The 17,811-nt window shown below is 36.0% G+C and carries 23 protein-coding genes; 15 read left to right on the top strand and 8 right to left on the bottom strand.

Annotated features, from left to right (window positions below; all coding sequences use genetic code 11):
* The first annotated feature begins 71 nt into the window (after positions 1-71).
* The 3 genes from JM84_RS11450 (at position 72) to JM84_RS11440 (ending at position 1,886) form a co-directional block, all read left to right on the top strand.
* Positions 72-641, top strand: a complete 570-nt coding sequence (locus JM84_RS11450; RefSeq protein WP_013751825.1) for a hypothetical protein — start codon at positions 72-74, stop codon at positions 639-641.
* A gap of 98 nt (positions 642-739) precedes the next feature.
* On the top strand, positions 740-1,039 hold the full coding sequence (locus JM84_RS11445; RefSeq protein WP_013751826.1) for an HPF/RaiA family ribosome-associated protein: 300 nt from the start codon (positions 740-742) through the stop codon (positions 1,037-1,039).
* A gap of 10 nt (positions 1,040-1,049) precedes the next feature.
* Positions 1,050-1,886: a universal stress protein gene (locus JM84_RS11440; protein WP_013751827.1), complete on the top strand. Its 837-nt coding sequence runs from the start codon at positions 1,050-1,052 to the stop codon at positions 1,884-1,886.
* Between the two features lie 74 nt (positions 1,887-1,960).
* On the opposite strand, the gene JM84_RS11435 is transcribed toward JM84_RS11440, so the two are convergent.
* From JM84_RS11435 to JM84_RS11410, 6 genes are all read right to left on the bottom strand, one after another.
* Positions 1,961-2,860, bottom strand: coding sequence for an RsiV family protein (locus tag JM84_RS11435; protein WP_013751828.1), 900 nt, complete (start codon positions 2,858-2,860; stop codon positions 1,961-1,963).
* A 139-nt stretch (positions 2,861-2,999) separates the two neighbouring features.
* Positions 3,000-3,920, bottom strand: a complete 921-nt coding sequence (locus JM84_RS11430; protein WP_144784359.1) for a mechanosensitive ion channel family protein — start codon at positions 3,918-3,920, stop codon at positions 3,000-3,002.
* Between the two features lie 5 nt (positions 3,921-3,925).
* Complete coding sequence (locus tag JM84_RS11425; protein ID WP_144784357.1) at positions 3,926-4,390, bottom strand: DinB family protein; 465 nt, start codon at positions 4,388-4,390, stop codon at positions 3,926-3,928.
* Complete coding sequence (locus tag JM84_RS11420; RefSeq protein ID WP_144784355.1) at positions 4,390-4,680, bottom strand: chaperone modulator CbpM; 291 nt, start codon at positions 4,678-4,680, stop codon at positions 4,390-4,392. Before JM84_RS11420 ends, JM84_RS11425 begins: the two co-directional genes overlap by 1 nt.
* 2 nt (positions 4,681-4,682) lie before the next feature.
* On the bottom strand, positions 4,683-5,567 hold the full coding sequence (locus JM84_RS11415) for a DnaJ C-terminal domain-containing protein (protein WP_144784353.1): 885 nt from the start codon (positions 5,565-5,567) through the stop codon (positions 4,683-4,685).
* Positions 5,568-5,582: 15 nt separating this feature from the next.
* Entirely contained in the window at positions 5,583-5,987 is a 405-nt protein-coding gene (locus JM84_RS11410) for a hypothetical protein (RefSeq protein WP_144784351.1), read from the bottom strand.
* A 354-nt stretch (positions 5,988-6,341) separates the two neighbouring features.
* Here JM84_RS11410 and JM84_RS11405 point away from each other — a divergent pair, with 354 nt between their 5' ends.
* The 12 genes from JM84_RS11405 to JM84_RS11350 all read left to right on the top strand — a co-directional run bounded on the left by JM84_RS11405 (position 6,342) and on the right by JM84_RS11350 (position 16,918).
* A complete protein-coding gene (locus tag JM84_RS11405) occupies positions 6,342-7,847 on the top strand; it encodes a PAS domain-containing sensor histidine kinase (protein WP_144784349.1) in 1,506 nt (501 codons plus the stop codon).
* Between the two features lie 3 nt (positions 7,848-7,850).
* Positions 7,851-8,897 carry a response regulator gene (locus JM84_RS11400; protein WP_144784347.1) on the top strand — a complete coding sequence of 349 codons (1,047 nt, stop codon included), beginning with the start codon at positions 7,851-7,853 and terminating at the stop codon, positions 8,895-8,897.
* A gap of 74 nt (positions 8,898-8,971) precedes the next feature.
* Positions 8,972-9,778, top strand: coding sequence for a universal stress protein (locus JM84_RS11395; protein WP_144784345.1), 807 nt, complete (start codon positions 8,972-8,974; stop codon positions 9,776-9,778).
* A 75-nt stretch (positions 9,779-9,853) separates the two neighbouring features.
* Entirely contained in the window at positions 9,854-10,699 is an 846-nt protein-coding gene (locus JM84_RS11390; protein ID WP_144784343.1) for a universal stress protein, read from the top strand.
* 11 nt (positions 10,700-10,710) lie between these two features.
* Entirely contained in the window at positions 10,711-11,568 is an 858-nt protein-coding gene (locus tag JM84_RS11385; protein ID WP_144784341.1) for a universal stress protein, read from the top strand.
* On the top strand, positions 11,568-12,413 hold the full coding sequence (locus tag JM84_RS11380) for a universal stress protein (RefSeq protein WP_144784339.1): 846 nt from the start codon (positions 11,568-11,570) through the stop codon (positions 12,411-12,413). The genes JM84_RS11385 and JM84_RS11380 overlap by 1 nt, the downstream gene beginning before the upstream one ends.
* A gap of 59 nt (positions 12,414-12,472) precedes the next feature.
* Positions 12,473-13,321, top strand: coding sequence for a universal stress protein (locus JM84_RS11375; RefSeq protein WP_186439123.1), 849 nt, complete (start codon positions 12,473-12,475; stop codon positions 13,319-13,321).
* Positions 13,322-13,384: 63 nt separating this feature from the next.
* A complete protein-coding gene (locus JM84_RS11370) occupies positions 13,385-14,236 on the top strand; it encodes a universal stress protein (protein WP_144784336.1) in 852 nt (283 codons plus the stop codon).
* 96 nt (positions 14,237-14,332) lie between these two features.
* The gene (locus JM84_RS11365; RefSeq protein ID WP_144784334.1) at positions 14,333-15,172 is read left to right on the top strand and encodes a restriction endonuclease; all 840 of its coding nucleotides are present in this window, start codon (positions 14,333-14,335) and stop codon (positions 15,170-15,172) included.
* A 90-nt stretch (positions 15,173-15,262) separates the two neighbouring features.
* A complete protein-coding gene (locus JM84_RS11360) occupies positions 15,263-15,667 on the top strand; it encodes a hypothetical protein (RefSeq protein ID WP_144784332.1) in 405 nt (134 codons plus the stop codon).
* 136 nt (positions 15,668-15,803) lie between these two features.
* Positions 15,804-16,253 carry a hypothetical protein gene (locus JM84_RS11355; RefSeq protein ID WP_144784330.1) on the top strand — a complete coding sequence of 150 codons (450 nt, stop codon included), beginning with the start codon at positions 15,804-15,806 and terminating at the stop codon, positions 16,251-16,253.
* 11 nt (positions 16,254-16,264) lie between these two features.
* A complete protein-coding gene (locus tag JM84_RS11350) occupies positions 16,265-16,918 on the top strand; it encodes a hypothetical protein (protein ID WP_144784328.1) in 654 nt (217 codons plus the stop codon).
* Between the two features lie 79 nt (positions 16,919-16,997).
* Here the strand turns inward: JM84_RS11350 and JM84_RS11345 are convergent, their stop codons facing one another.
* Both JM84_RS11345 and JM84_RS11340 read right to left on the bottom strand, forming a co-directional pair.
* Positions 16,998-17,222, bottom strand: coding sequence for a hypothetical protein (locus JM84_RS11345; protein ID WP_186439122.1), 225 nt, complete (start codon positions 17,220-17,222; stop codon positions 16,998-17,000).
* Between the two features lie 113 nt (positions 17,223-17,335).
* Positions 17,336-17,755, bottom strand: a complete 420-nt coding sequence (locus JM84_RS11340; protein WP_144784326.1) for a CBS domain-containing protein — start codon at positions 17,753-17,755, stop codon at positions 17,336-17,338.
* Positions 17,756-17,811 lie beyond the last annotated feature (56 nt).

Raw genomic sequence — 17,811 nt, 5'->3', positions numbered from 1 at the left:
ACCGTTGTCATAGTATTCCCTATACGTAGCCAATAGCTTTGAGTAGTTATACCTCTTAATAATTACGACATATGAAACATCTTTTCCAACTTCTTTTGTTAGGTCTTACCATGTCCAGTTATGCTCAAGTATGGAGTGTAGAGTTACGACCTACTTTACATATTCCTACTCGGGAAGTAGCAAATCAAAAGTTGCGCATAGGTAATGGACTAGAGTTGACAGGAGTTTTATCTATAGGTAAGCGCACAGATCTATATGGCGGTCTTATCTGGAATCGCTTTGATACGGATGAAGGTTTTGAAGAGTCTGATATAGAATTTATACAAAAAGGTTTTCTCTTTGGGGGGATGGTGTCATTCTCTATACTTGAATCCCAGAAAAATCCTTTTTATGTACGAGCTGGCTTAACCCTAATGACCGTAGACACAGAGCGTACTGAAGGAAATTTTATTATTAAAACAGATCCCGCAATTGGTACTCATCTAGGGCTGGGGATGAAAATTATAAGCTTAGGGAACTGGCATGTGCTTCCAGAGGTGCGCTACGGAAACTCTTCACACAGATATCAAGAAGCAGGTGAATATCGCCATATCTCCTTTGGTAATATTTCTATTACAGCAGCATTGAGAAGGAGTTTTTAATAGGATTAATGATGATAAAAAGTAAGTATACAGCAGCTGATAATTATCATAGTATACACTGCTCTTTCTTTCTAGATTTACTGTAAACACTACATATTATGACAATTACATTTCAATACGTAAAAATTCAAGAGAGTGATACATTAAGTGCTGCTACGATAGAGCATCTCAATAAACTTAATAAAAAGTATCCAGAACTTATAAGAGCTCAGGTTTACTTTAAGGTAGAAAATACTTCTGCAGCTGCCCATCAAATATGTGAGATAGAAATAAGTGCTCCTGGGCCTAGACTATTTGCCACTACAACTGCTGTACACTTTGAAACAGCAATGAAGGAAACCATCTCAGACCTCAATAAACAACTGAGTAAACGCAAAGCAATATTAAAAGCACACTAAAACAACTGTTATGAAAAAGATATTAGTACCTGTAGACTTTTCGAAACATTCAGAATATGCACTTGAGACTGCTTCCGCTTTCGCGAAAGCGCACAACGCAGAGATTATATTACTCCACATGTTAGGCTTATCAGATAGTCTTCTTCCTAAGGATGAAAGCGAAGGAGTAAACCAAGCTGTCTTCCATATGAAACTTGCCGAAAAGCAATTTAAAGAGTTTAAGGACAAACCTTATATGAAAGATATCACAGTCACTGAAGAAGTTCAAAATCATACAGTTTTTCAAGATATCAACGAGCTGGCATCTCAGCAGGAAGTAGATTTAATAGTCATGGGGTCGCATGGGGTTAAAGGACTCAGAGAAGAGTTTGTAGGGTCAAATACTGAGAAAGTGGTGCGTAGCTCCACAATTCCCGTGCTAGTAGTTAAAGAAAAAATGACCTCTTTTATACCTAAGAATGTTGTTTTTGCTTGTGACTTTAAATTAGAAAATATCAAAGCATATAGAGACGCAATTCCACTATTTGAAGAAATGGAGGCTCGTATCCATCTTGTATATGTGAATCTCCCTACAGATCGCTTTAAAAGCTCAAAGGAGATAGAAGAAACCATGGCAGCCTTTATGCGTGCAGCAGAGTTTGGGACAGAATTACATCAAGAAGATCTTATGATTGTAAACGGTTATACCATAGAAAGCGGACTTTATGAATATGCAGAAAAGGTAGGAGCAGATGCACTGGCAATGCCTACTCACGGTCGTAAAGGCCTAGCACATTTCTTTGCAGGTAGTGTAGCAGAGAATGTGGCAAATCATTCTAAACTACCAGTATTTACTTTTAAAATGTAACACACAAGTTTCAATAAAAAAGGGTGAGTTTTTCAAGAAACTCACCCTTTTTTTATGCTTGGCGTTAAAATGAATTATCTCGAAGCTAGCAAGAAAGGTAGTTGATAGCGTTCTATAAGATGCATAATTTCTATGAGCGGTATTACAACGCTATACTGGCCGGTGTATGAAGGGCAAATGATACAGTCATCAAAGTAAAACTCAATTGCGTTATCGTTAATTACAAAGTTATTTTTATAGGCTCTAAAATCGGTATCAGATATTTCCCAGCAGTCATAAAACATTTCCCCAGAGTGAATTTGCTCATAAATGGTTTGATTAATTAAATCAAATACTTTCTTCTCTGCTCCAGCGATAAAAAAGTCGTCAAAATAGATGAACTCCTCCTTATCTACATTGTAATTAAGACAGTCAAACATGTAGGTAGAGTGCAACATTCCTGAGTAATAATTTTCTTTATAGAGCAGTATACTCACAAGATTTCTCTCATTTGCGTGAAGTTTAAAATTTATAATACGTTTATCTCTAAAACGTTTAATACTTAAAGTGTCGCATAGTAATTCTTTATCCTCAAGAATCTCATTTACAGTGCGCTCTACATTTAAGTAGCTCTCTGCCATATATTCATTAAACGCCTTGTACTTAGGGTTTATAGTCTCATTAAGATAAGGATAGGTGTAATCTAGAAGATAATCGTCTGCCTCTTTATATAGATTTTTTGACTCTACAACGGCTTTTAAAACTGTGCGATCATCTGGTATTTTGATCAACGCTTCTTTTTTTGAAAGCTGACTTTTTGCTTGAATTTCCATGATGTCCTTATCTGTGAGGTACAGAGAATCTGCAGAGTCTGGATCGAGTAAACCAGCTTCCTTCTGAGGTTCGGTATTTAATGGTGTTTTCTGCAGTTTATCTGTAGGTTCTTTGCAGCTAGCTAGTAATAATATTGTGATTAGGGTTAGATAGGTTTTCATAATAATGTTTTTAAGTGTCGTAAATGTAATTTTGAGATTGATGGATTACTATGATATCCGTCAGCTTAGATGTCTTACAACAAGAAGAAGTACATGTTTTTTTAATTCGCTTTCGCGAAAGCGTACCTTAAAAATCCACCTACTTTGTTGTAGTTGTAGTCATGTTAATGGTGGTAGGCGGCATTTTAATAACCTCAAGAGTGGTAGAGGCGATAACCACTTGGTCATTGGTTTTAAGAATCGCTTCTTGAATACGAGATTGGAGGAGATCCTTTGTGATTCTACGCTTTTTGTAGTCTACTATATATCTCAAATTAAATTGCACCCAGTTATCTGTGAGCGTGATGGCAAGGGTAGGAGCAACAAGGGCATCTTCTATGTAGTACTTTGCAACAACTTGCTGCCAGTGATCGCGCGCAAAATTTACATAGTCTGCAAGTACCTCTTGTGCAACCTTTGTGATAATCTCTTTTGTAAGTGCCATATCTGAACTGTGATGAATGGGGAGATTAAATTCATCCCAGATAAAAGGAAAATCTTGGGAGTAATTATAAATAGGTCCTTTAAAAACAAAGGCATTACTCAGTTTTACAATTCGGTCACTATAATTATCTGAGCTTACCCATTCTCCTATTTCCATCATGGTGGTGTAAATGCTATCTATATCAAATACATCTCCTTTAATCCCATTAATCTCTATGCGGTCTCCAGGCGCATATACTTTTACTAGAAAAATGTACAAGGAGCCAGCAATACTGAGGATAAGTTCTTGTAAAGTAAATGCTATTCCCGCAGAAAATAACCCAATGACGAGCGTAAAGTCTTCTATGTTTCCAGTAAAATATGAAACTGATAATAAGGCTATAAAGACGTAACCCACAATCTCAATCGCCTTTTGAGATTTGTAACGAGTGTTTGTATTGGGTAATCTTTTCTTAAGAAACTTACGTACTAGTTGTACGATTATAACAATAAAAAGTACCCATAAAACATAGCGTATTACATGAACACCTTCTGGATGCTCCGTAAACCAGTTTCTTATGTATTCTAGTTGATCCAAGATAATTAATTTTTCACCTCACCACATTTGAGAATAATCCCGATTTGTCCTGCGTGATATGCAGTATGTGATGTGATACGACCTAGGGCTTGCGCTTTTGTTTTTGCACCAAACTCTTTGGTTTCAATAACTGTCTCCCAGTCTGCATCTGTTTGCTTCTCTATAATTGCCTTTAAAACAGATTTTGCCCTGATTATGATATCATTAAGCGCTTTGGGATCTACCCACTCACCAGTATCATGCTTTGCTATTACTGTTTTTGCAATGATTTTTGTGTCTTTTGCTCCAAAAACGTTTTTGGCAAATAATAATTCCACCTCTGCAATATGTCTTAGTAAAAAACCTAAACTATTAGGCGATGGAGATAGTTTTTTTTGTAAATCTTGTTCTGTAATTAAATGGAGTTTATCCTCTAGTCGTGTATGCGCTTCTTCCCATAATGCTAGTAATAATGAAGTTCGTGTAGCCATTATTGAAATCTTTTAAGTTGGTTTTCTAGCTCGCTAAGATGATGTTGCATTTTTTCAAGACGTTCTAAAAGATGAAAAATAGTTTCAATACCGGGTAGGTTAATGTCGAGCTCTTGATTAAAAACAAGAATGCGCTCTAGTTTCTGAATCTCTGTTTCTGGTATAAAGAGCGTATTCTCTTTAGTCACTACAGTAACAAGTCCAAAATTGTTTAAATCTTCTATAAAAGTTAGTGCAATCTCATGACTTGTGCAGAAGTTTTCGGCGGGTATTAAGATGTGTTTTTCCATAATTAATCAAGTGCTGCAAGTTCTTCATAAAGCTCTTTTTGTGCTGGAGTAAGAGTAGTAGGTATGGTGATTTGATAAGTCACAAACAAGTTTCCGAAGGTGTCATCCTTTTTATAAACGGGAAATCCTTTTCCGCTAAGTTTTACTTTGGTGCCATTTTGAGTACCAGGTTTCACCTTGAGCTTTACGGTACTGTCTAAAGTTTTTATCTGAATATCTCCACCTAGTACAGCCGTGGTGAGCGGGATGTTATGTGTAATAAATAAATCTGCTTTTTCGCGATGAAAAGGAGTGTTATTTGTAATTGCAAAAGTGATATACAAATCCCCTTTAGGACCGTTATTAGGACTTTTACCTCCATGATTTTTGATCTTAATGGTTTGACCATGTTCTACACCGGCAGGTATAGTAATTCTTATGTTTTTGCCATTTACAGTGAGGGTACGCTTTGTGGTTTTAAACACATCCATTAAGTTGAGATGCAACTCTGCTTGCAAATCTTGCCCGCGATAAGTAGCTCTCTGTTGCTGTCTTCCAGCACCTCCAAAAATATTTTCAAAAAAGTCTGAAAAGTCCTCTTCACCACCTCCAGAATATCTTTGATATTGCTGTCCTGATTGCTGGCTATTACGTTGCTTACTAGCTTTTTCATAAGCCTCTGCATCTTTCCAGTTTTCACCGTATTGATCGTATTTTTTACGATTTTCAGGATGGCTTAAAACTTCATTTGCCTCGTTTATTTCCTTAAACTTATGTTCTGCCTCTTTATCATTAGGATTGAGGTCAGGATGGTATTTGCGTGCGAGTTTACGATATGCTTTTTTGATATCTGCTTCGCTTGCACTTTTGGTAATACCCAGTATCTTATAGTAATCTATAAATTGCATCTTTAAGAAAATATATTAATGTGAGAGCGCCATTTCTAATTTGCCTAGTATAACAAGTTCAGATTTATTAACGCCAGAAAATGCTCGCGCAATTGTCCATGCTGTTTGTAGAATGATGTTCTTAACTTCTAGTGTAAAAAACTGTGGCTGTTCATTTCTATAGGTAATAAATGCATCATACATATCTTGAGGATCTTCATTAAAAGCTTCTACACCTTCAAAAACAATCTCTATAAGATAGGCAGCATCAGAGCCAAAGGCATCCTCCAGATCATCAAGATCTAGCCAGTAATCATGAATACACGATTGGAGCCTAGAAAACTCCTCATCTTTTACAACATTATCTGCTGCGGCAACAGCATAAAAGAGTTTTCCTAGCTGGTGATAAAATGTGTTGTCTTTTTTGTTAGTAAGAGCCATAAGGATAGTATTTACATCTGCAAATTAAGTCCTTGAAACGGTGTAGTCTATGATATTTATCATAGGCATATCTAGCTTTTATTCTCAAGTTTATAGGGTATTAAAAGTTATACCCATGAGCACTAGACAACACATTACCAAGACAAGAAATTACCGTATTTATGGAATAGTATAAGTACGCTTTCGCGAAAGCGTAAAAAATTAGTAATAAGCGCTGTAATTAACAATCATAAAGTGCCTTTAATATGAGGTGTGCAAGTTTCTTAATAAGTCGCAAATCAGATTTTGTTTTTGGTGTGTATTAATTTCTAGTTTCATTACTTCATACTCTATTATTCTTGTACTTTTAGACGTATGGAATTTTTTGAAGAAAGTATTGAAGAAGCTTTTATGATTCTCTTTGAAGGAGCGTCTGAGGGGATTGTAGTTGTAAATTCAGATCAGATGATTGTGGCAACAAATCAATCTGCTCGCGACATTTTTGGCTATGAAAAGAAGGAGTTAGAAGGCAGGTCGCTAGAAACCTTAATCCCTATGCGTTTTCATAAGAAGCACGTGGGGCACTTTGATAAGTTTATGCATCATAGTGATAAACGTGAGATGGGCAAGGGACGTGATCTTTATGGGCTATGCAAAGACGGAAGTCAAGTACCTGTAGAAGCCGGACTTAATCCTTTTGTTCTTCACAAAAAGAAGTATGTAATGGCACTGGTAACAGATATTACCGTGCGTAAAAACGCAGAAAAGGAACTTAGACAATGGGCAAACATTTTTAATGAGTCGCTCAATGAGATTTTTATTTTTGATGCAACAAGTCTAAAGTTTATTAATGCAAATCTAGGAGCGCAAGAAAATATAGGATACACACTTGATGAACTCATATCAATGACTCCTGTTGACATAAAGCCGGAGTTTACACAAACTCAGTTTCGTGATTATATCGCTCCATTACTCAATGGAGTAGAGAAGAAGTTAATTTTTAAAACCACGCACGAGCGCAAGGACGGTAGTCATTATCCAGTAGAGATACACTTACAACCTTCAAATGCTGACGATACTAATACGCTTGTTGCCATTATCCTTGATATTACAGAGCGTGTAAATTATACAGATAGACTTGAGAAGACTGTAGAGGAGCGCACACATCAGCTAGAAGAAGCCTTGCAAACAGAAATAGAACTCAACGAACTAAAAACAAAGTTTTTGTCTCTTGTTTCTCATGAGTTTAAAACACCATTGAGTGGTATTTTAACTTCGGCGACACTCGCAGGAAAGTATACAACAGAAGAGCAACAAGATAAAAGAGTAAAGCACCTTACCACGATACAGAACAAGGTTAAGTATCTCAATACTATTATAGATGATTTTCTTTCTATTGAGAGGTTAGAAACTGGAAAGACTAATTATGCATACACGACGTTCCCACTTAGCAAAGTGCTTAACGAGGTCATTTATGATGCAAACATGCACCTTAAAGATGGTCAGCATATTAAGTATCCTACAGATGCAGATGAGTTTATTATTAATTTTGATGAGAAAATTATGGAGCTCGTGTTGAGCAATTTAATTTATAACGCCATCAAATATTCATCTGAAGGAACTATAGTAGATATACAACTCAAAATGAATGAGCAAGGACTCGAGATTAAGATTATTGATCAAGGAATAGGGATACCAGAACACGAGCAAAAATTTATTTTTAATCGATATTTTAGAGCAGAAAATGCATTGTTAAGTGCAGGAACAGGGATAGGACTTAACATAGTCAAGACGCATTTAGAAAACCTTGGAGCTTCTATTACTTTTGAAAGTAAGCATAATGAAGGTTCTACATTTACAGTTACAATACCAATCACATAGATTATGAAAAAAGTACTTTTAATAGAGGATGATATGGCGCTGCGTGAGAATACAGCAGAACTTCTAGAGCTTTCTAACTATGAGGTTACGACGGCTCCTAATGGTCGCATTGGTATTGACCTGGCTATAGCAAACCCACCACAAATAGTAGTTTGTGATATCATGATGCCTGAGGTAGACGGTTATGGAGTACTAGAAGCGCTATCAAGCAACCCTAGCACAAGTCATATTCCATTTATTTTTCTTTCGGCTAAAACAGAGCACAAGGAAATTAGAAAAGGAATGGATATGGGAGCAGATGATTATCTCACAAAACCTTTTGAAGAAGAAGAACTTATAAGTGCCATAGAAAGTAGAATTGCAAAGGCAACGATACTTAATAACATATTTAAAGAAGAACCAGTAGCAAAGGAAGAAGACTCACTGCGTAGTCTCAATGAGCTTAAAAACTTTTTTGATGATGAGGGTGAAGAATTAAGTTTTAATAAAGGTGAATCAATCTATAAGGAAGGAGAACATTCTAACATGATTTACCTCATCCTCAAAGGTGTGGTAAAAACACATAAGATGGATGAAAGTGGAAAGGAGCTTATCACCGGACTTTTAAAAGCAGATGATTTTCTTGGTTTTACCTCATTTATTGAAAACATAGCTTACCTCGAGTCTGCTACGGCTATAGAAAATACCGTTGTCGTGGGAGTGAGTAAAAACGAACTTAAAGACGTACTTGAGAAAAGTAAGAATGTATCTTTAGAGTTAATGGAACTTCTTACAGATAACCTTGCAGAGGTTAAAGGACAGTTGTTACAGATGGCATACAGCTCTGTGCGTAAGAAAACAGCGCAAACCATCTTACAGTTTGCTGTAATTCTTAATAAAAAGCCAGAAGAAGGAATTAAAATTGCACGTAATGATCTAGCAAGTGTGGCAGGTATCGCTACAGAAAGTTTAATCAGAACACTATCTGGTTTTAAAAAGGAAGGTCTTATTGAAATAGAAGGACGCAACATCAGGTTGATTGACATGGAAGGACTTGAGATGATAGACTAAATCGTGTAAACTGACTTTTGTCATATTTTATGGCTCAACAGTAAAATACATTTGTACTATTATATATAGTACTCATGAAGCATATTCTTATACCTGTAGATTTTTCTGACCAATCTTGGAACACGGCCTTATGCGCCTTTAACTTGCATAAGAGTGCAGGAGTACGATTCTATATTTTCTTTTCGGAGCAGCATGACTATGCTACAGGTGAGGCAACCGTTATCTGTGAGCATCCCGCACAGCAGCTCTCTTCTTGGGTAAAAAAGCTAGAAAAATTAAAAGGTAGTGGTCAGGTAATCATTCCATTAAAATGGGAGAGCGACTTTATATCAGACATGAGAGGAGCCGTTGCAGATAATCACATAGATCTCATTGTGATGAGTACTAGCTACCCAAATATATTTTGCGATGTACTCAAAGGAAGTCATGTGCGAGAAGTAATTACTCGTTTAAAATGCCCTGTACTTATCGTGCCTAGAGAGTTTCAATGTAAAAATCCTAAGCAGGTAGTTTTAATTACAGATTACAATTTTAATCATAGGGCAGAGCCCACTTCTGTAATTAATAATTTTATAAAGCGCACAAGTGCACACCTCAATATTCTACAATTATCAAAAACAGGTAATGCGCTTAGTGAAACACAGCAAACTAATAAAACCTTCTTGCAGACTTCTTTTCATGACATACCACACAGTTTTCATTTTGTAATGGAAAGAACAATGGATGAGGCTTTGCAATTTTTTGTAGATGTGCAGCAGGTAGATCTGGTGGTTTTATTTGCAAAAAATATAAACCTGTCTGAGAATGTGCTTTTTTCTCCAGCCCTTTCAGAAGAGAAAGATTATCACAAAAATATCCCGTTTCTCATAGTACACGAATAACTGGCGAGCTGACAAAAGTCATAGTTTACAGAGTGTTAAGTTTCTAGCTTTGAGTATCAATAAACACTTACTACTATGAGAGTTATCATCATACCCACAGATTTTTCAGAAAATGCTTTTAATGCACTTCGTTGTGCGCAACAGTATTTTAAATATGAAAAAAGTAAATTCATATTAGTTCATACCTATGCAGATGAAGTTTATGAGAATAAAGAGGTTCTCTCAAGAGATATTCTAGAAGAATATAAAGCAGTTAAACATAAAGAAACGGAAGCATCTCTTGCCTTAGTCTCAGAGCGAGCTATGGGTCTAGAGCCTAATCCGAGACATGAGGTGGAATCTCATGCGATATTTGGAACCTTGATAGATGAGGTTAATAGTCTCGTAAATAGTGAGAATGCAGATCTGGTAATAATGGGTTCTCAAGGTAAGACTGCAAATCGTAATATCACTTATGGTAGCAACACATTACAAGTTGTAAAATATGTGAAATGCCCAGTATTAGGAATTCCTTTAGGGTACAATTATGAGCGACCAGAGCGTATTTTATTCCCATCAGAATTGTTGATTCCTTATAAAAATAGAGAGTTAAAGCTCATAAGCTGTATGGCAAAGAGCTTTCGTTCTGAGTTGCACTTACTATATATCTCAAACTTTGATAGATTATCCCTTAGACAAGAAGATGTCAAGAGTGGTTGGGAATACTGCTTTCGCGAAAGCGAGCAAATCTACACACGTCATGACGAAGGAGATATAGCTCAAATTATAAATGAGCATATAAGTAGTAATAAGATTGACATGGTGGTGCTAGTAAACTCAAAGCATACCTATATGGAAACATTGTTACATACATCCACCATTGATACAGTAGGTCTTAATACCAAAATCCCATTTTTAATTTTACAGAATCTTTCACGCTAAACCATCACTTTATGAAACATATATTAATGCCTACAGACTTTTCTAATGCTTCATATAACGCACTTGAGTATGCAGTGCAGTTATTTATAAACGATGCATGTACTTTTTATGTGTTGAATACTTACACACCTGTTGCTTTATACACAAGCACTATTTACGATAATCATACAGCGCTTAATATAGACTTAGGTGAGATTTATAAAAACAACTCTTTAGAGCGACTCGAGACTATTATAGATAAAGTAAAATATGCCTACCCAAACAGTAAACATATATTTACCCCAATAGCAAGCTATAATGTATTAACACTGGAAATAGATGAGATTGTTACAACTTCAAACATTGACGCCATCGTTATGGGAACCAGTGGAGCATCTGGACTTAAAGAAGTTTTTATAGGTTCTCAAACAATGCATGTTGTAAAAGATGCAAAAGTGCCTGTGATAGGCGTACCAGAGGGTTATACTTATAAAGCGCTCAAGGATATTCTGTTTGCTACAGATTATCGCACGGGAACCCATCAAAAGGGGCTTTCACTTTTAGAAGAACTTTGTAGAAAGCATATATCTAGGCTCATTTTTTTAAACGCGTATTTTGGTCTTTCTCTAGATGAAGAACAGCTTGAAAATAAAGAGAGCCTTGATACTTATTTTGAACGCGATGCACATATTAATGAAATAGCAGATGGCATGACTGTGCTTGAAGCCGTTGAAGATTTTCAATCTAAGCATGCGATAGATTTACTGGTACTCGTGCACAATAAGCATAGCTTTTTTGAGAACCTATTGTTTACACCTGTTGTAAATAAGATTGTCCATCATGCAGCTCTTCCTTTTATGATTTTACCAACCGTTAATACCGCTATATAATGATACGTGTTTTAGTACCTACAGATTTCTCTAAGCATGCATTGCATGCAGTTACTTATGCGCAGCAGCTTTTTAAAGGAGAAAAAGTGACGTTTACATTATATCATGCTTATGAGCCTTCTGCACTACAGCTTTTAGGTAATAAAAGTCCGTTCACATTATCTGCCATGTATAATGGTTTAAAAGGTGAGGCAGCAAAGCACTTAGAGGCACTACTTGCTCAAATACAGCGTAAGGATGATAGCTCCACATTTACCTATAAAACGGTAAGCTACTCTGGCCACCTTAAGGATGGTATTGCAGCGCTAGAGGAAAACGCTTATGATTATATAGTGATGGGAACAAAAGGAGCAACGGGACTTAAAGAAGTTTTTATGGGTAGTATGACCCATAGTATAGTAGCACTTCACAAAAAGATACCGTTACTTGTCATTCCAGAAAATGCTGTATTTAATGAGCCCGACAGCATAGGCTTTGCAACAGATTTTGCAAGAGCGTATAGCCATGAGGATTTACAACCACTTATCATACTTACTAAGTTATGGAAAGCAACGGTACGCATAGTAGAGGTCTATGAAAAACCAGAGATTACCCAAGTAAAAAAAGATCATTTACAACAACTAGAAGACTTACTTTCAGGGGTAGACTATCGATTTCATACAGTCCCTGAGTTTTCATCATTAGAAAATTGTATAAATGTGTTTGATGATGAACTCAACATAGATTTACTGGTGATGATTGATTATCCTAAAACATTTTTTGAAAGACTCACGCGCGAGCCTGTTATAAAGAAGATGACATTCCATACCACACTACCATTTCTTATACTTCCCAGCCATAACTGATTATTGTCATAGAATAAGAGTGTATCTCTCACTAGTTTAGAGGTATAAAACTTATGAAAATGGCACACATACTAGTACCCACAGATTTTTCTGAGAATGCTTACAACGCATTATTTTATGCAACTAGATTGTATCCTAATGAGGAATGCATAATAACGCTAGTACACTCTTTTGAAAATTTATTTTCCACCAATACGAGTCGTATAGATATAGGTAGAAATGAGCAATTATATGATGAGTTAGAACGTGCAGCTTTTGATAAGCTTGATACGTTGAAGCATGAAATAACACTTGATAGTGAGGGCATTTCTCTTGTTATTGATATGGTAACGAGCGCACAGCCTTTATACAAAATAGTAAATAAGCTTATCATAAATACAAACATAGATGTAGTGGTGATGGGAACTAAAGGCTCTTCAGGAATACGAGAAGTATTTTTAGGAAGCCAAACGGTAAAACTAATTAAGAAAATAAAGCCTGTGCCTGTGTTTGTAGTGCCTCAAAGCGCCACTTTTCAAGCGCCTACAAAGGTTGCTTATGCTACAGATCTTAAAATTGACTATGCTCAGTATCCACTAGAGATTATAAAGGAAGTCATAAGAACACATAAATCTAAGCTGTACATCACGCATATTTATAATCAAATGAGCCCAGGTCAAACTGTGGAGACTAATTATAGAAAACTTAAGCACAAACTGGAAGACGTCTCTTATACTACGCACTGGCTGTCTAGTATCACTAAGATGGAAGATGCACTAGGCGTCTTTATTAATGAACATGATATCAATTTACTAGTATTGATGTACCATAAAAGCGGCCTTTTAAAGAAACTCTTCAATAAATCATTTGTTGACAAAATAAGTTTTCATTCAGAAATACCCTTACTCATATTACCAGAATCATTCTGATATATATCATAGTTTATACAATAGTACTCCTGTATATTTAATTAATAATCAAACACTTACACGATGAAAAAGAAAATTCTAATACCTACAGATTTCTCAAAAAATGCTTGGAACGCGCTCACTTATGCAGCAGATCTTTTTAAGCATGAAGAATGTTCTTTCATTGTTCTCAACACCTATAGAACTAAAGGTTACAACTTAGGTGATTTGATGGTTCCAGAACCTGGAACACCATCGTATGAGAGTGCAAAAACGGCATCAGAGAAGCACATGGACAAGCTGGTGAGTATGATAGAATTCAGGGATACTAATCCTAAGCATGAGTATGAAATCATCACAAAGTTTGGTGGTCTTATGGAGGTGATGGAAGCTATAATTGAGCAACGAGACATAGAGTTAGTGGTGATGGGTACTAAAGGAGCAAGTAATAGTAGGGGAGCTCTTTTTGGTACAAGTACCATTCTCGCGATGGAAAAACTACGCAATTGCCCTGTAATGGGAGTGCCTCTCGATGTACGAGTAGCCAGTCTCAAAGAGATTGTAATGCCTACAGGATATAAAACTCATTATAAACGTAAAGAGCTCAGCAATCTCACAACAATTGCAAACCTTCAAGACGCAAATATCTGTGTGCTCTATGTAAACCCAGATGATACGTTAAGTAAACATCAAGAAGCAAATAAAGAGCTGCTAGCAGAGTGTCTAGAAGATGCATCCTTTAGTTTCCACCATCTGAGTGGAGCGGATGCTACTATTGGTGTGAGAAATTTTGTAGAGAGTCGTGATAGCGATATGGTTGCTATCATTAATAGAAAGCATGCCTTTTTTGGGAGTGTTTTTACAACACCTATGATCAAGGAGCTCGGTATGTTCAGCAAAGTGCCTTTATTAGTAATGCATGATTTACGCAATTAATGGTGTGATGGTTACGCTTTCGCGAAAGCGTAATTGCACTATTTAGAAAACTACGTAGTTGCAAAATAAATTGATAACATAAACCCAGCTTTACTCGTGATTAAAAAGTCTATCCAAGTCAAAAAGTCCTCTGGTGAAAAAGTAGATTTTTCATTAGAGAAACTAAAAGCTTCTTTACATCGCAGCGGCGCTGGAGAAAATGACGTAAATCACATTCTTAATATAGTTCGCGATGAGCTTTATCAAGGCATATCTACTAAAGAAATTTACAATAGAGCCTTTGCATTGCTCAAAAAAAAGAAATCTGTTTTTGCGTCAAAATATAAATTAAAGAAAGCTATTTATGAATTTGGGCCCACAGGATTTCCCTTTGAAAAATTTATAGGGCAGGTGTTAAAGCATAGTGGCTATGACACAGAAGTAGGAGTTCTTGTGGATGGAAAATGCGTACAGCATGAAGTGGATGTTGTGGCAAGTAAAGAAAACCGAACGCTTTATGTAGAGTGTAAATTTCACGGTGAAGAAGGGCATAACTGTAATGTAAAAGTGCCGCTTTATATTCATGCGAGATATAATGATATTGTTGCTGGGACCAAAATTAAAGGAGCTATAAGTACTGAAGGATGGGTAGTTACTAATACTCGTTTTACAAAAGATGCTATAGATTATGGAACCTGCGCAGGTCTTACTTTATTAAGCTGGGATTACCCTAAAGATAACGGACTCAAAGATCGCATAGACAGATTAGGCTTATATCCCATTACCGTCTCTACACTTCTTACAAAACGAGAAAAAAACTTTTTACTTGGTAGAGATGTTGTGCTGTGTAAACAATTACTAGGAGATAGTTTTTACCTCGATCATCTAGGAATTTCTGAGACTAGGAAGTCAAAAATTTTAAAGGATATACAATTTCTGTGCAATGTAAGTGAGTAATAAATACTGCTCGATAGCTGATAATTGTCATAGTTTAGGTAGCTCTATTGCGCTACTTTTAAACTAGTTAACACGTAAAACTCTTTTAGTATGGAAACGACACTCCCACTCACAATAGACCAGTTTCATCAAGATGTAAAGGTCTGGAAATCTAATGTTGCACTCGCAAGAGACGAAATTCAGTTTATAGAAAATCTGACACATTCTTACATTTTTGAACCTAGTTCACCTAATCTTTTTGAGCGTTTAGAGCATTACAAAATAGAAGTTTCTAAAATCAAAGTATTACTCAAGAGTATTGAGGTTTTACTTGTAAAACATGATGCAGAACTAAGCGGGATGCTAGAGTGCGACACCGTTTCTTGTGATGTGTTTTTTCAAGAAAAACACTTGACAATTAAAGAGCAATACAGACAATTTATTGATTCTTATAATAAAACCAAAAGTGAGATTTTTAACTACTGTGGTAATATTCTTAAGACAAAAAAGAAATAAAGTATAAAAATATAAATCTTCATATTAATTGGAGATTACATGAAGAGCCACCTCCTGATTAGAGGGGAATCAGGAGTGGTTTTTTTTTGCTTTTGCGAAAGCGTATTCTCAACAATATCAAAACCTCATAGTTATTATGAAACATCCATTTTTTAATCAGTATAAGTTTAAATATCTTGAGTGGAATGATGCTCAAGCCATACATGATGTCACACTATTGTGGAAATCACAAGTAGAATTTATAGCTGTTGAGCAAGCTTTTTTAGGAGAGCTTTTAACCGAGCATACCCTGCAACTACTTTCTGAAACAAGCTTTGAATATGCAAGACATCTCGCCGTAGAGCTTGATGCTTTTGAAAAAGAAGTTCCAAAATTACTTAAACGTATTACAGAGCATTTAAACGAGGTAAAAGTCCTTATGGATGGTAAAGATGAGTTCCAGAAGGAGCGCACTTTTCAAGATGCCCATATCTTGCTAGAACTTAAAATGGGTGACTATCAAGATAAGTACAAACTCTTAAAAGAGGAGATATTTAAAACGATGAAATCTGTCTTTGCAAAAAGCAAAAGTAAATTAATAGCTTAAAACGTATTAAGATGAGAGTATTTTTAGTGTGTGTGAGTATATGTATAATAAGTCTGTTGCAAAGTTGTAACAGCTCAGAGCTTATTGAAAATTGGAAAAATCCAGATATCGATGTTTTTCAAGCAGAGAAAGTGCTTGTGCTTGCAATGACCAGCGATGTAAAAAACCGAAAACTGTTTGAAAAACGATTAGTAGATCTTCTTAAAGATAAAGGAGTTAACGCGGTAGGAAGTGATGCTTTTTTTAATCCAGAATTCACCTCTAGACCGCGCACAGAAGAAGAGCTAGGAGACCTTGAGAGAGCCATGCTCTCAGAGGGATTTGACGCCATTCTAGTTTCAAAAGTATTAGGAGCAGAAGATAAGGTGACGCTCGTGCAGTCTTATCGCAACTGGGATAAAAGTGTAAATGGTTTTGAGGACGATTATTATGCACATCAAGGAATTTATGTGGAGGATGAAGAGATGCAAAAGTATACAGTCTATCATGCAGAGAGTGCACTGTACTGCATCTGCCCGACCAAGGAACGTGAGATTATCTGGAAAGGATCTATAGACGTCACAGAGCCAGATAACGACCGTAAGGCGATTAAAGATTATATAAGCATGTTAGTATGGGCGCTTGAAGAGCAAGAATTATTAATAATAGGACCTGTCGATTATTAAGCGTATAATTTATAACGCTAGCAACCTGCGATTTTAGTACCACAAGTTGCTAGCGTAATTTTTATAAAACTTTTAAACTTTAAGAACGTCCTCGTTGTGGGAAGTCCTCATACCTATCCTTAAAAGTTTTATCAGTAACATAGTTGTCCTTAAGAACTTTGTAAACCATTACCACCACAGATGCTTGACCTAGCATGGTAATATAAAATATCCAGTTAAAAGCTAGATTCATTGTTGCAAAAATGGTGACTGTAATCAAAAGTAGGGTTGTGATCGCTACCCAGTGCATTGCTGTAATTTTCATAGTTATCTTTTCTACTAAAGATAATAATTTTTGTAACTATTTAAAAGTGAGCACAGAAAAAGAGGATAATCGCACACAGCAATATCCTCTTTATGATTTTATAGAGCTATGTTCTAAAATTGATCTAGTAAATAATTTATTAAGTCTGTAGTGGTAACAATCCCTACTAGTGTATTGTTTTGTAGTACTGGGAGTGCGTGAAACTCTTTGCTAGCAAGAATTTGTGCCACTTCCTTTACGGTTGTATCTGTGGTTACGGTCACAAGTTTTTTTGCCATTACTTGCTCGATGGTAAACATATTATAGACGATGGTATCTACATCTTGCTCATCTTCATCTATTGCATCTGCAAAGCTTATTCTCAATAGATCTGTATAGCTCAAGATACCTATAATATTATTACCGTCTACTACAGGAATATGTCTTATACTATGATTTTTAAAAAGTTGCTCGGCATGCTCTAATGAGTCAGTTTTATGTAGTGTGACCATATTTGAGGTCATTATGCTAGAAACGGGCGTTCTCTTTTTCATCTTTTAGGTTTTAATGATTTCTCAAAAGTAGCTGATGGCTTGCTTGAAAAAGATGA

It is taken from the genome of Dokdonia sp. Hel_I_63 (genome assembly GCF_007827285.1).
Lineage (GTDB): Bacteria > Bacteroidota > Bacteroidia > Flavobacteriales > Flavobacteriaceae > Dokdonia.
The sequence above is the reverse complement of the archived record's forward strand: the minus strand, read 5'-3'. Positions and strand labels throughout refer to the sequence as shown.